Here is a 13,029-nt window from a genome sequence, read left to right as displayed (position 1 = left end):
CTGGCTCTGTCGAAGTAGGACAATTGCCGGCTTCACGTCACTATCAGCGACCTTGAATGGCCTTCCTTGCACTCGGTATTAACCACAAGACTGCTTCAGTAGACGTCCGCGAGCGCGTGGCCTTTACCCCTGAGCAGCTGGTGGAGGCCTTGCAGCAGCTCTGCCGACTCACCGACAGCCGCGAAGCTGCGATCCTCTCCACCTGCAATCGCAGTGAACTGTATATAGAACAGGATCACCTTTCGGCTGACGTCGTGCTGCGCTGGCTGGCCGATTATCACCATTTGAGCCTCGAAGAGCTGCGTGCGAGTGCTTATGTGCACGAAGATGATGCGGCAGTTCGTCACATGATGCGGGTGGCCTCCGGGCTCGATTCGCTGGTGTTGGGCGAACCGCAGATTCTCGGTCAGATGAAATCGGCCTACGCCGTGGCCCGCGAGGCTGGCACCATCGGTCCATTGCTCGGGCGGCTGTTCCAGGCCACGTTCAACGCTGCCAAACAGGTGCGCACCGACACTGCCATCGGCGAGAACCCGGTGTCTGTGGCGTTTGCCGCGGTCAGCCTGGCGAAACAGATTTTCAGCGACCTGCAACGTAGCCAGGCCTTGCTGATCGGCGCCGGCGAGACCATCACCCTGGTCGCCCGCCATCTGCACGAACTGGGTGTAAAGCGCATCGTCGTCGCCAACCGCACCCTGGAGCGCGCGAGCATTCTGGCCGAGCAGTTCGGCGCCCACGCGGTGTTGCTTTCGGACATCCCGGCGGAACTGGTGCGCAGCGACATCGTCATCAGCTCCACCGCCAGCCAGTTGCCGATCCTTGGCAAGGGTGCGGTGGAAAGCGCCTTGAAACTGCGCAAGCACAAGCCGATCTTCATGGTAGACATCGCCGTCCCCCGGGATATCGAGCCGGAAGTCGGCGAACTGGACGACGTTTACCTGTATAGCGTCGACGATCTCCACGAAGTGGTCGCCGAGAACCTCAAGAGCCGCCAGGGCGCAGCCCAGGCGGCGGAAGAGATGGTCTCGGTCGGTGCCGAAGATTTCATGGTCCGCCTGCGTGAACTGGCGGCGGTGGATGTGCTCAAGGCCTATCGCCAACAAAGCGAGCGCATGCGCGACGAAGAATTGCAGAAGGCCCAGCGCATGCTGGCCAACGGCAGCAGCGCCGAAGACGTGCTGGTGCAACTGGCGCGGGGCCTGACCAACAAACTCTTGCACGCACCGAGCGTGCAATTGAAAAAGCTCTCTGCCGAAGGCCGCCTCGATGCGCTGGCCATGGCCCAGGAACTCTTTGCCCTGAATGAGGGCTCATCGGATAGCTTTTCGGATAAAAAACCGCAATGAAAGCGTCACTGCTCAATAAGCTGGACATCCTCCAGGACCGTTTCGAGGAATTGACCGCCTTGCTTGGCGACGGCGAAGTCATTTCCGATCAGAACAAATTCCGCACCTATTCCAAGGAATACGCGGAAGTCGAGCCGATTGTCGAAACCTATAAACAGTTGCTCAAAGTACAAAGCGATCTCGAGGGCGCCCAGGCGCTGCTCAAGGACAGCGATCCGGACATGCGCGAAATGGCCGTGGAAGAAGTCCGCGAAGCCAAAGAGCAATTGATCGACATCGAAGCCAGCCTGCAACGCATGCTGCTGCCCAAGGATCCGAACGATGGGCGTAACGTGTTCCTCGAAATCCGCGCCGGCACCGGCGGTGACGAGGCGGCGATTTTCTCCGGCGACCTGTTCCGCATGTATTCGCGTTACGCCGAGCGTCGCGGCTGGCGGGTGGAGATCCTCTCGGAGAACATCGGTGAACACGGCGGCTTTAAAGAAGTCATCGCCCGCGTCGAAGGCGACAACGTTTACGGCAAGCTGAAATTCGAATCCGGTGCCCACCGCGTACAACGGGTCCCGGCCACCGAATCCCAGGGTCGCATCCACACCTCGGCCTGCACCGTAGCCGTGTTGCCCGAGCCGGACGAGCAGGAAGCGATCGAGATCAACCCCTCGGATTTGCGCATCGATACCTACAAGTCCTCCGGTGCCGGTGGTCAGCACGTCAACAAGACGGACTCGGCGATCCGCATCACGCACTTGCCGTCCGGTATCGTCGTTGAATGCCAGGAAGAGCGTTCCCAGCATAAGAACCGCGCCCGGGCGATGTCCTGGCTGTCGGCCAAGCTCAACGACCAACAGACCAGCGCCGCCGCCAATGCCATCGCCAGCGAGCGTAAATTGCTGGTGGGCTCGGGTGATCGCTCCGAGCGGATCCGCACCTACAACTTTGCCCAGGGCCGGGTCACCGACCACCGGGTCAATCTGACGCTGTATTCCCTCGACGAAATCCTCGCGGGCGGTGTCGATGCGGTGATCGAGCCGTTGCTGGCCGAATACCAGGCCGACCAATTGGCAGCGATAGGTGAGTAAATGACGATCATTGCCAGTTTGTTACGCGCCGCCGACCTGCCGGATTCGCCCTCCGCGCGCCTGGATGCCGAATTGTTGCTGGCCGCTGCGTTGGGCAAGTCCCGCAGTTTTCTGCACACCTGGCCCGAGCGCATCGTTCCGAGCGAAGCAGCGCTGAAATTTGCCGAGTACCTGCAACGCCGTCGTGGCGGTGAACCAGTGGCCTACATCCTCGGCCAGCAAGGTTTCTGGAAGCTAGATCTGGAAGTTGCGCCGCACACGCTGATTCCGCGCCCGGACACCGAATTGCTGGTGGAAGCCGCACTGGAATTGTTGCCCGCGACACCTGCCAAGGTGCTCGACCTCGGCACCGGCAGCGGCGCCATTGCCCTGGCCCTGGCCAGCGAGCGTCCGGCCTGGAAGGTGACCGCCGTGGATCGCGTGCTCGAAGCCGTGGCCCTGGCCGAGCGCAATCGACAGCGCTTGCACCTGAACAACGCCACCGTGCTGAGCAGTCATTGGTTCAGCGCGCTGGAAGGTCAGCGTTTTCAGCTGATCATCAGCAACCCGCCTTACATCGCCTCCGCCGATCCGCATCTGGTGGAAGGCGATGTGCGCTTCGAACCGGCCAGTGCCTTGGTGGCCGGCGTCGACGGGCTCGATGATCTGCGTCTGATCGTCGTCCAGGCGCCGGATTACCTTGAGGCGGGCGGTTGGCTGATGCTCGAACACGGTTACGATCAAGCCACTGCAGTACGCGATTTGCTGTTGACCCGCGGCTTTGAAGAAGTCCACAGCCGCACCGATCTGGGCGGTCACGAACGTATCAGCCTGGGGCGCCTGCCATGCTGAATGATCAGGAATTGTTGCGCTACAGTCGGCAGATTCTGTTGCAGCACGTCGACATCGACGGCCAGTTGCGACTGAAAGAAAGCCGCGTGTTGATCGTCGGTCTCGGCGGTCTCGGCTCGCCGGTTGCGCTGTATCTGGCAGCCGCTGGCGTCGGCGAGTTGCATTTGGCGGATTTCGACACTGTCGACCTGACCAACCTGCAACGCCAGATCGTTCACGACACCGACAGCGTCGGCCTGAGCAAGGTCGATTCGGCTATTCGTCGATTGAGCGCGATCAATCCCGAGATTCAGTTGATCGCCCACCGCACCGCGCTGGACGAAGATTCCCTGGCCGCCGCCGTAGCTGCAGTGGATCTGGTCCTGGACTGTTCCGACAATTTCTCCACCCGCGAAGCGGTCAACGCTGCGTGTGTCGCCGCCTGCAAACCCTTGGTCAGTGGCGCTGCGATTCGGCTCGAAGGGCAGTTGTCGGTGTTCGACCCGCGTCGCCCGGAAAGTCCGTGCTACCACTGTTTATATGGTCACGGCAGCGAAGCCGAACTGACGTGCAGTGAAGCCGGCGTGGTGGGGCCTTTGGTTGGCCTGGTGGGCAGCCTTCAGGCGCTGGAAGCCATGAAGTTGCTGGTGGGTTTCGGCGAGCCGCTGGTGGGACGCCTGTTGTTGATCGATGCCTTGGGCTCGCGCTTTCGCGAATTGCGGGTCAAGCGTGATCCGGGTTGCAGCGTCTGTGGTTCGAAGCATGCGTGAAGCGCCGATTGGCGTGTTTGACTCCGGTGTCGGTGGGCTTTCGGTGCTGGCCGAGATCCAGCGTTTGCTGCCCAACGAGTCACTGTTGTACGTCGCCGATTGCGGGAATATTCCCTACGGCGAGAAAACCCCGGAATTCATCCGTCATCGCTGCAGTGTGATGGCCGGTTTTTTTCAGCAGCAGGGTGCCAAGGCCTTGGTGCTGGCCTGCAATACGGCGACTGTCGCTGGCGTTGCAGACTTGCGACGCGATTATCCCGAGTGGCCCATCGTCGGCATGGAGCCGGCGGTCAAACCGGCCGCTGCCGCCACTCGCAGCGGTGTGGTCGGTGTGCTCGCCACCACCGGCACCTTGCAAAGTGCCAAGTTCGCCGCGTTGCTCGACCGTTTCGCCACCGATGTGCGAGTCCTCACTCAGCCGTGCCCCGGCTTGGTGGAGCTGATTGAAAACGGCGACCTGCACAGTCCTGCCCTGCGCCAATTGCTTGCCAGGTATGTCGAACCGCTGCTCGGTGCCGGGTGCGACACAATAATTCTCGGCTGCACGCATTACCCCTTCCTAAAGCCGTTGCTAAAGCAGATGATCCCTGAAGACATCAGCCTGATTGACACCGGCGCCGCTGTAGCGCGGCAACTTCAGCGTCTGTTGGCCGAGCGTGAATTGCTCGCCCAAGGGCCTGCACGTGCTGCGCAGTTCTGGACGAGTGCCGATCCGGAGCATTTCAGAAATATCTTGCCGATACTGTGGAATACCGCTGGCGTTGTGCAAAGCTTCAATGAGTAGATGAGTCTTAGGGCAAACGAGTCATTGGGGTGAACTTCTGATCAAGTGTCGACTTCTATAGCGTCAAGCAACAAAAAACCATACGAAATCGTTCGGAAAAGGATGTTTCTAGTGAAGCGACTATTCTGCTTGGCCGCGATTGCGGCCGCACTGATGGGGCACAGTTTTACCGCACGGGCGGCAGGCGTGGAGTTCGCGGTCGGCGAGACCAGCGACTCGACCATGACCTATAGACTGGGCATGCAATTCGATTGGGACAAGAGCTGGTTGCAGAGTGATGTCGGTCGCTTGACCGGTTACTGGAGCGGTGCCTACACCTATTGGGAAGGCGACAAGACCTCCAGCAACCACAGCCTGTCGTTCTCGCCAGTGTTTGTTTACGAGTTTGCCGGTCAGAACGTCAAGCCGTACCTGGAGGCCGGGATTGGCGTGGCGTTGTTCTCTCATAGCGAACTTGAAAGCAACAACCTCGGTGGCGCTTTTCAGTTCGAAGACCGATTCGGCTTTGGTCTGCGCTTTGCGGGCGGACATGAAGTCGGGATTCGTGCGACGCACTACTCCAATGCCGGTCTTAACAGTTACAACGACGGCGTAGAAAGCTACTCGCTGCACTACACGATGCCGTTGTAAGCCTCAGTGCTTTTAATGTGGGAGCGAGCCATGTGGCGAGGGGATTTATCCCCGTTGGGTCGCGAAGCGGCCCTAAAAAAGGGGACTGCTGCGCAGTCCAACGGGGATAAATCCCCTCGCCACAAAGCTCGCTCCCACATTTGTATTCGGCTAACTTCGAATTCACCGATACGCCGTGGTAATCCCTTGGCGCTCATCGATGCATTCCGGTGCGCCCATCTCGAACTCCCGGCAGATCAGCGGGCGTTTTTCGTAGATGGTGCACATCATCGTGTTGCGATCCAGCGCGGCGCACCAGCCGTCATCCAGGCGCAGCATGACTTCCCCACCCCAGTCATCGGTATCGATAAAACGTTCGGGCACGCCCGTGTCCGTGATCAGCATGACTTCGAGCTGACAGCAGCAAGCTGCGCAGGTCGAGCATGTGACCGCAGGCTCGGCGATTTGCGTATGGGGAATGGTTTTCATGGCGCCCAGTGTAAGGCAGTGGGCCGGTGCTGTGTGAAAGGCCTGACGGACGCTTGGTTTCTGGGTTCGAACAGGGTGATCTCATGGCTGCGATACAGCAGGCGGGTCCGACCTGCCCCGAGATGCCGTTACCGGCAATGGCGATTTTACGGCGGGTCCTTGATCGGCGGATTGCTGCGTACTATGCGTTTGCCGATCGCCAGTTTCTCCCGGTTGGGTATTTTTGACAGTGGCCAGAGGTCGGCCATGAACAACGCCGGAAAGGCTAATTCCAGCGGACGATTCTTGAGTTCGGCGAAGATGTAGCGTGCGGACTTGTCCACCGGCCAGCTGAGTGGCATGCGGACGTTTTCCGCTGTCAGCGGCGTCTCGACAAACCCTGGGCTGACCACGGTGACTTCGATGCCTTCCGGTGCAAGATCAATGCGCGACGATTCGAACAGGTAACGCAGCCCGGGCTTTGAGGCTCCATGAGCCTCGGACCGTGGCAGCGGCAGGTAGGTGACCGAGCTGGCGATGCCCACCAGATGCGGCGCGGTGCCGGCGCGCAAGAGTGGCAGGGCGGCCTGGATGCAATAGCTGCTGGCAAGCAGGTTGGTGCGCACGACGTGCTCGACGATCGACGAATCGAACTGATGAACGTCGACGTATTCGCAAGTGCCGGCGTTGACAATCACCGTGTCCAGAGCTCCCCACTCTTCAGCAATCTGCTCACCGATTTCTCGCACGGTCTGGCTGTTGGTCAGGTCACCGGCCACCACCAGCACCTGCCCCGGATAACGCTGGGACAAGACTTTGAGTGGCGCCACCGAGCGAGAACTCACTGCGAGGTGAGCACCGGTTTTCAGTATTTCTTCGGCCAGCGAGGCGCCAACGCCGTTGCTGGCGCCAGTCAACCAGTATCGCCGTGGAGGTGTAAAACTCATCCCATTCTCCTTTTCAACCAGGCAATCGCCCGTCATTTTGTCGTGATGGCAGGTTTTTGAACGCGGCCAGCGCCCGTTGGCGAGAGCTGCTCAAATTGACGATCGGCAACGGATAATCCGTCACGCCGAACAGGCCGCCGAGGTTCGCCGGGTTGTGCACTTCCTTCTTGTTCAGCCCGGCCAGTTCCGGCAGCCAGTACTTGATGAACAGCCCCTCGCTGTCGAATTTCTCCGACTGGCTCAGCGGGTTGAAAATCCGGAAGTAGGGCGCCGAATCGGTGCCGGTGGAAGAACTCCACTGCCAGCCACCGTTGTTCGCCGCCAGATCGCCATCGATCAAATGGCGCATGAAAAAACGTTCGCCTTCACGCCAGTCGATCAGCAGGTTCTTGGTCAGGAACATCGCTGCCACCATGCGCAGGCGGTTGTGCATCCAGCCGGTTTCGAGCAATTGGCGCATGGCCGCGTCGATGATCGGCAGGCCGGTACGGGCCTCTTGCCAGGCCAGGAGATCTTCGGGTGCATCGCGCCAGGCGAAGGCTTCGGTTTCCGGGCGGAAGGCGCGATGACGCGAGACCCGTGGGTAGCCCACCAAAATGTGTTTGTAGAACTCGCGCCACAGCAATTCGTTGATCCAGGTGACGGCGCCGACCTTGCCGCTTTCGAATTCGCCCTGATTGCTTTGCAGCGCGGCGTGCAGACATTGACGGGGGGAAATCACCCCGGCGGCGAGATAGGCCGAGAGTTGACTGGTGCCGGGTTTGGCCGGGAAGTCGCGTTCGTTTTTGTAGTCGTCGATCCGGGCATCGGCGAAGGTGACGAGGCGGCGGTGGGCGCAGGCTTCACCGGCAGGCCAAAGACTGCGCAAGCTGTCGCTGGGCGTTGTGAAACCTTCAACATTTGATGGGATCTTGTCGCTGTTGATCGCCAGCGGCGCCTGCACGGCGGGTGCTGAAATCCGTCTCGGTAACGACCCGCGCAGGCGGTCGTAGCACGCCTTGCGGAACTGGCTGAACACCTGAAAGTAAGTGCCCGTTTTGGTCAGTACGGTGCCCGGTTTGAACAGCAGTTGATCAAGGTAGCGATAAAAGTCGATGGCATTGGCTTTCAGCGTTTCGGCCACGGCTGCGTCACGACGACTTTCATGAATGCCGTACTCCTCGTTGATGTGCACCGCATCAATCTTCAACTGTTGGCAAAGATCGAGCAGGACCTTGGGGGCTTCATCCCAGCGAGAGGCCTTACGGATCAGCAAGGGAATGTTCAGTTCACCCAACGCGCTGCTTAACGCGTTCAGGTTGCGCAGCCAGAAATCCACTTTGCACGGCGCGTCATCGTGTTCCAGCCATTGCTTCGGACTCAGCAGATACACCGCCACAGTCGGGCCGCGGGCTGCGGCGGCCGAGAGGGCGGTGTTGTCCTGTAGGCGCAAGTCGCTGCGCAGCCAGATCAATTGCAGGGTGGTGTCCGTACGATTCATTAAAAAATGCGCCATTAAATAAGCCCGCGCTGAAACAGGCCCTGATGAACCGCTAACGGATCTTCAGCCAGGAATAAATCAGTAATCTTGAACGTTCGTGCGGACAACTCGGTGTGGTGGATGCATACCGCTGGTCCAGCAATCATTTTTGGGCAACTGACACCATTCAAAAGTTTCGGCAGCTGCGAAAGATTCATCGCTTTGCTGGAATACAGCAGTACGCCGCGGGCTTGCAGGTGATCGACCGCCAGCGCGAGTTCGCCGGCGGGGAGCGGCCAGTCGAACACTTCCACCGGGCAATCGGCGCTGCTGATCAGCCAGGCGGTCAGCCACAAGTGAGGCTCCAGTGGCAGGTCCGATTGATTGATCAACAACAGTGGCGCGGTGCGTAACTGACGGTTGTTATGGTAGATGCGTGCGCCAAATTTGCTGCGTAACCAAGAGTAAAAAAACACCCGCTCCATCTGCGCGCCGAACTGGCCTTGCCAGCGTTGCTCCAGTTCAGCCAGCAACGGCATCAGCAGTTGTGCGCACAAGGTCCGTGGTGGATACAGCGCCATGGCCTGATTGACGGTGTCATCGAGGGTGCGTTCGTTCAGTTGAGTGACCGCTTGCAACAGCGTATGGCGCAGTACTTGCCAATCGCTTGCGCCGGATTCGGTAAAGGCCTGTGGGGTGTCGAGCAGTTGCTTGACCTGGCTGACGGCCACGCCGCGGTTGAGCCAGGTGAGGATCGTCAGGATGCGTTGAACGTGGCCGGCAGAAAACAGCCGATGACCCTTGGGTGTGCGTTGCGGCACGATCAGGCCATAACGCCGTTCCCAGGCCCGCAGGGTGACGGCGTTGACGCCGGTCTGCCGCGCAACCTCACGGATCGGCAGCCAGCCTTCGTCGAGGGCTTTCTTGAAGTCGGCGCCGAGGTCTTCCCTGGCGCTGGTGTCGAGTAGGGTTTTCATTAGATCGCGTTTCGCAGACTGAGATTTTCCGGATGCCGCGCGCAGAACGCCTGGGCGTAGATGCCACGGCCACCACCGTCCACCGGCGCACCGTTGGCGTGGTAGACCTTGACCCGATCCAGGCCGCATGACGGGGATTTCTGCATGAAGATATAGCCGCAGATGTCGCCCAGTTCCGCGGCCATTTGCTGACCGTACCCGGCCAGCGGCCGGGTGACATTGAGTGTTGTGTTAACGGTACCGATGGCTTCTGGATGTTGTGGATCGCCCACCAGACGGATCGGTTCACGGGGAATGCCGAGACCGATGGCGACTTCCGGACAGACTGGGATGAAATCGAAATAGTCAGTGAGGGTGCGACTGCACAGCCGCGACGCCTTGTGCCCGCCGTTGTAACGCACTTCCGCGCCCATCAGGCAGGCGCTGATGGCGATCTTCGGTTTCACGGTGACGTGGGGCATCGGAGCACCTCGAATCTAAACCTGTACAGACTGCTCGCTCTGTACAACATAACTTCATCATAGATTCAAAGGTGTACAAGTCAAATTGTTTGTATAGGTTTTACCGTCGTCCCCCCCCGCAGGAGCAGCCTTCGACAGCTCCTACCGGATTGATGCGGTTCACTGCAGATGCGCATGCAAGCGGCGGGCGGCTTCCTGGCCGCTGAGCCAGGCGCCTTCGACACGACCGGACAAGCACCAGTCGCCACACACATACAAGCCTAGATCGGCATCGGCCAGAACTCCCCATTCATGGCTGCTGGCGGGGCGGGCGTAGAGCCAGCGGTGGGCGAGGCTGAAAGTCGGGGCGGGCATGGCGTCGTGCAGCAGCTCGGCAAATGCGCCGTGCAATTGCTCGATCACCGCTTCCTTGGACAGGTCGATATGTTGCCGGCTCCAGGCGCTGGTGGCATGCAGGACCCAAGTGTCCAGCGTGTTGTCACGTCCTGGTTTGCTGCGGTTGCGAGCCAGCCAATCGAGCGGGCTGTCCTGTACGAAGCAGCCTTCCATGGGCGTATCCAGCGGTGTCTCGAACGCCAGCGCGACAGCCCAGGTAGGGTCCATTTTCACTCCGGCGGCGGCACCGGCGAGTTTCGGCGCGGAGGCCAGCAGTGCAGTCGCCTGAGGCGCCGGCGTGGCAATAATCACATGACTGAACGGGCCGTGGGTGAAGCCTTCGGCGTCCTGCAGGTGCCAGTGTTCTTCGCCGCGATAGACCTCGGTAATGCGGCAGGCGAAATGCACTTCCAGGTCACCGAGCAGGCCGCGGGTAATAGCGCTCATGCGCGGCGTGCCGACCCAGCGCGTCTGTTCGTCCGGCGACAGGTTGAGCTGGCCACCGTGGTAGGTATAGAGCTGCGGCATCCATTCGGCGACCCAGCCGTTGCCTTGCCAGCGCTGGACTTCAGTGACGAAACGGCGATCGCGGGCGGTGAAATATTGCGCGCCCATGTCCAGAGCACCCGCATCGCTGCGCTTGCTTGACATGCGTCCGCCACTGCCGCGGCTTTTATCGAAAAGTTGAACGACATGCCCGACCTCTGTCAGGGCCTGGGCGGCGGAGAGCCCGGCGATGCCGGTGCCGATGATTGCGATAGGTACAGTCATAGGGGCCTCGTTTACCTTTCTGTACAGACTACGCCGTGGTTGAAACCTGTACAATATTGTTTTTCGGTATAACTTTTAGCGTTCTCGTTCTGACAGCTTGGCCTATTGTTAAACACACAGCCTGCCCGATACCAAAGATCCCTGCTTATAAAAATAGACTAGTGATCAGGGTTAAACGCCACGCGAGGAAGTAGTCATGCACATATTGCTGACCGGCGGTACTGGTTTGATAGGACGTCAGCTCTGCGGACACTGGTTGAGTCAGGGACATCGCCTGACGGTCTGGAGTCGCAAGCCTGCAAAAGTCGCGAAAATCTGCGGTGCACAAGTGCGCGGAGTTGCCCGCCTCGAGGACATTGGCCAGGAGCCGGTGGATGCGATTATCAACCTCGCAGGGGCACCGATTGCCGGTCGGCCCTGGACCACCAGACGCAAAGCGCTGTTGTGGAGCAGCCGCATCACCCTGACCGAAACCCTGCTGGCCTGGCTCGACACCCGTGAGCAAAAACCGCAGGTGTTGATATCGGGGTCTGCGGTCGGCTGGTACGGTGATGGGGGCGAGCGGGAATTGACCGAGAAATCTCCACCGGTCATCGATGATTTCGCCAGCCAGTTGTGCATCGCCTGGGAAGAAACCGCCCAGCGTGCCGAAGGCTTGGGCATTCGCGTGATCTTCATTCGTACCGGGCTGGTGTTGTCGGCCGAGGGCGGCTTTTTGTCGCGGCTGTTGCTGCCGTTCAAAGTGGGGCTGGGCGGGCCTATCGGCAATGGCCGGCAGTGGATGCCGTGGATCCATATCAACGATCAAATCGCCCTGATTGATTTTCTTCTGCATCAGGAAAACGCCAGTGGTCCTTATAATGCCTGCGCGCCCAAACCGGTGCGCAATCGCGAGTTTGCCAAGACGTTGGGCCGCGTGCTGAACCGCCCGACGTTCATGCCCATGCCGGCCCTGGCGTTAAAGGTGTGTCTGGGCGAATTGTCATTGCTGTTGCTGGGCGGCCAGAAGGCCGTACCGGCTCGCTTGCTGGAAGCGGGTTTCACTTTCCAGTTCACTGATTTGCGCGCGGCTCTGGACGACCTTTCCAGCCGCCTTTGAAATAGGACGTTGCATGACCGATCACGCATTGCTTCTGGTCAATCTGGGCTCACCGGCCTCCACCTCGGTGGCGGATGTGCGCAGTTACCTCAATCAATTTCTGATGGACCCGTATGTGATCGACCTGCCATGGCCGGTGCGACGTTTGCTGGTGTCGCTGATCCTGTTCAAGCGCCCGGAGCAGTCAGCCCACGCCTACGCTTCGATCTGGTGGGAGGAGGGCTCGCCGCTGGTGGTGCTCAGCCGTCGCCTGCAACAGGCCATGACTGCCCAGTGGACCCACGGTCCGGTGGAACTGGCGATGCGTTACGGTGAGCCGTCGATTGAGTCGGTGTTGGTGCGCATGGCGGCCCAGGGGCACAAGAGGGTCACTCTCGCACCGCTCTATCCACAGTTCGCCGACAGCACCGTGACTACGGTGATCGAGGAGGCCAAGCGGGTGGTGCGCGAGAAGCAGCTGGATGTGCAGTTTTCGATTCTCCAGCCGTTCTACGATCAGCCGGAATACCTCGATGCGCTGGTGGCCAGCGCCAAGCCGCATCTGGAGCAGGAGCACGATCACCTGTTGCTAAGCTTTCACGGATTGCCGGAGCGACACCTGACCAAGATCGACCCTACCGGTCACCATTGCTTCAAAAGCGATAATTGCTGCCTGAACGCTTCGCCAGAAGTATTGGTGACCTGCTACCGCGCGCAATGCCTGCGCACGGCGTCCGAGTTTGCTAAACGGCTGGACCTGCCGGACGGCAAGTGGTCGGTGTCGTTTCAGTCGCGTTTGGGTCGAGCGAAATGGATCGAACCCTACACCGAGGCGCGCCTCGATGAATTGGCTGGAATGGGCGTGAAGAAGGTACTGGTGATGTGCCCGGCGTTCGTTGCCGATTGCATCGAAACCCTGGAAGAGATCGGTGATCGCGGGCGGGAGCAGTTCCGCGAGGCGGGGGGGGAAGAGTTGGTGTTGGTGCCGTGCCTCAACGACGATCCGCAGTGGGCGCGGGCATTGAGCACCTTGTGCGAAAGAGCCCCGTTGGCCCTGTAAATTGTGGCGAGGGGATTTATCCCCGTTGGGTCGCG

The 13,029-nt window shown here is 60.0% G+C and carries 13 protein-coding genes and 1 pseudogene; 8 read left to right on the top strand and 6 right to left on the bottom strand.

All coding sequences use genetic code 11. The annotated features are described in order from the left end of the window. Window positions 1-56 precede the first annotated feature (56 nt). The 6 genes from hemA (at window position 57) to ACYZTW_RS28285 (ending at window position 5,419) form a co-directional block, all read left to right on the top strand. A complete protein-coding gene (gene hemA, locus ACYZTW_RS28310) occupies window positions 57-1,346 on the top strand; it encodes a glutamyl-tRNA reductase (protein ID WP_462002688.1) in 1,290 nt (429 codons plus the stop codon). After that, on the top strand, window positions 1,343-2,425 hold the full coding sequence (gene prfA, locus ACYZTW_RS28305) for a peptide chain release factor 1 (RefSeq protein ID WP_046048306.1): 1,083 nt from the start codon (window positions 1,343-1,345) through the stop codon (window positions 2,423-2,425). Before hemA ends, prfA begins: the two co-directional genes overlap by 4 nt. After that, window positions 2,426-3,256, top strand: coding sequence for a peptide chain release factor N(5)-glutamine methyltransferase (gene prmC / locus ACYZTW_RS28300; protein ID WP_462002687.1), 831 nt, complete (start codon window positions 2,426-2,428; stop codon window positions 3,254-3,256). It begins immediately after the preceding gene. Further along, entirely contained in the window at window positions 3,250-4,005 is a 756-nt protein-coding gene (locus ACYZTW_RS28295; protein ID WP_462002686.1) for a molybdopterin-synthase adenylyltransferase MoeB, read from the top strand. The genes prmC and ACYZTW_RS28295 overlap by 7 nt, the downstream gene beginning before the upstream one ends. Beyond that, window positions 3,998-4,789 carry a glutamate racemase gene (gene murI / locus ACYZTW_RS28290; RefSeq protein ID WP_462002685.1) on the top strand — a complete coding sequence of 264 codons (792 nt, stop codon included), beginning with the start codon at window positions 3,998-4,000 and terminating at the stop codon, window positions 4,787-4,789. The genes ACYZTW_RS28295 and murI overlap by 8 nt, the downstream gene beginning before the upstream one ends. Window positions 4,790-4,900: 111 nt before the next feature. Beyond that, complete coding sequence (locus tag ACYZTW_RS28285; protein ID WP_462002684.1) at window positions 4,901-5,419, top strand: acyloxyacyl hydrolase; 519 nt, start codon at window positions 4,901-4,903, stop codon at window positions 5,417-5,419. Between the two features lie 162 nt (window positions 5,420-5,581). Here the strand turns inward: ACYZTW_RS28285 and ACYZTW_RS28280 are convergent, their stop codons facing one another. The 6 genes and pseudogenes from ACYZTW_RS28280 to ACYZTW_RS28255 form a co-directional block, all read right to left on the bottom strand. Continuing rightward, a complete protein-coding gene (locus tag ACYZTW_RS28280) occupies window positions 5,582-5,887 on the bottom strand; it encodes a YkgJ family cysteine cluster protein (RefSeq protein ID WP_008153413.1) in 306 nt (101 codons plus the stop codon). 146 nt (window positions 5,888-6,033) lie between these two features. Then, window positions 6,034-6,813 carry an SDR family NAD(P)-dependent oxidoreductase gene (locus ACYZTW_RS28275; RefSeq protein ID WP_462002683.1) on the bottom strand — a complete coding sequence of 260 codons (780 nt, stop codon included), beginning with the start codon at window positions 6,811-6,813 and terminating at the stop codon, window positions 6,034-6,036. Between the two features lie 13 nt (window positions 6,814-6,826). After that, window positions 6,827-8,272 carry a deoxyribodipyrimidine photo-lyase gene (gene phrB, locus ACYZTW_RS28270; RefSeq protein ID WP_462005851.1) on the bottom strand — a complete coding sequence of 482 codons (1,446 nt, stop codon included), beginning with the start codon at window positions 8,270-8,272 and terminating at the stop codon, window positions 6,827-6,829. Between the two features lie 35 nt (window positions 8,273-8,307). After that, window positions 8,308-9,249: a MerR family transcriptional regulator gene (locus ACYZTW_RS28265; RefSeq protein ID WP_462002682.1), complete on the bottom strand. Its 942-nt coding sequence runs from the start codon at window positions 9,247-9,249 to the stop codon at window positions 8,308-8,310. Window positions 9,250-9,275: 26 nt separating this feature from the next. Then, window positions 9,276-9,710 (bottom strand): annotated as a pseudogene (locus ACYZTW_RS28260) (2-thiouracil desulfurase family protein); the annotation flags it as partial. 159 nt (window positions 9,711-9,869) lie between these two features. Continuing rightward, entirely contained in the window at window positions 9,870-10,856 is a 987-nt protein-coding gene (locus ACYZTW_RS28255) for an NAD(P)/FAD-dependent oxidoreductase (RefSeq protein WP_462002681.1), read from the bottom strand. Between the two features lie 196 nt (window positions 10,857-11,052). Here ACYZTW_RS28255 and ACYZTW_RS28250 point away from each other — a divergent pair, with 196 nt between their 5' ends. Continuing rightward, complete coding sequence (locus ACYZTW_RS28250) at window positions 11,053-11,955, top strand: TIGR01777 family oxidoreductase (RefSeq protein ID WP_462002680.1); 903 nt, start codon at window positions 11,053-11,055, stop codon at window positions 11,953-11,955. A gap of 13 nt (window positions 11,956-11,968) precedes the next feature. Beyond that, a complete protein-coding gene (hemH, locus tag ACYZTW_RS28245; protein WP_462002679.1) occupies window positions 11,969-12,994 on the top strand; it encodes a ferrochelatase in 1,026 nt (341 codons plus the stop codon). Window positions 12,995-13,029 lie beyond the last annotated feature (35 nt).

The organism is Pseudomonas sp. LB3P25 (genome assembly GCF_054897985.1).
The sequence above is the reverse complement of the archived record's forward strand: the minus strand, read 5'-3'. Positions and strand labels throughout refer to the sequence as shown.

What these genes read in the sequence shown, in the direction of transcription:
- ACYZTW_RS28255 (WP_462002681.1), bottom strand. Translation starts at nt 10,856, where the DNA reads ATGACTGTACCTATCGCAATCATCGGCACCGGCATCGCCGGGCTCTCC.
- ACYZTW_RS28280 (WP_008153413.1), bottom strand. Translation starts at nt 5,887, where the DNA reads ATGAAAACCATTCCCCATACGCAAATCGCCGAGCCTGCGGTCACATGC.
- hemA (WP_462002688.1), top strand. Translation starts at nt 57, where the DNA reads ATGGCCTTCCTTGCACTCGGTATTAACCACAAGACTGCTTCAGTAGAC.
- hemH (WP_462002679.1), top strand. Translation starts at nt 11,969, where the DNA reads ATGACCGATCACGCATTGCTTCTGGTCAATCTGGGCTCACCGGCCTCC.
- ACYZTW_RS28275 (WP_462002683.1), bottom strand. Translation starts at nt 6,813, where the DNA reads ATGAGTTTTACACCTCCACGGCGATACTGGTTGACTGGCGCCAGCAAC.
- prmC (WP_462002687.1), top strand. Translation starts at nt 2,426, where the DNA reads ATGACGATCATTGCCAGTTTGTTACGCGCCGCCGACCTGCCGGATTCG.
- ACYZTW_RS28265 (WP_462002682.1), bottom strand. Translation starts at nt 9,249, where the DNA reads ATGAAAACCCTACTCGACACCAGCGCCAGGGAAGACCTCGGCGCCGAC.
- prfA (WP_046048306.1), top strand. Translation starts at nt 1,343, where the DNA reads ATGAAAGCGTCACTGCTCAATAAGCTGGACATCCTCCAGGACCGTTTC.
- ACYZTW_RS28295 (WP_462002686.1), top strand. Translation starts at nt 3,250, where the DNA reads ATGCTGAATGATCAGGAATTGTTGCGCTACAGTCGGCAGATTCTGTTG.
- ACYZTW_RS28250 (WP_462002680.1), top strand. Translation starts at nt 11,053, where the DNA reads ATGCACATATTGCTGACCGGCGGTACTGGTTTGATAGGACGTCAGCTC.
- murI (WP_462002685.1), top strand. Translation starts at nt 3,998, where the DNA reads ATGCGTGAAGCGCCGATTGGCGTGTTTGACTCCGGTGTCGGTGGGCTT.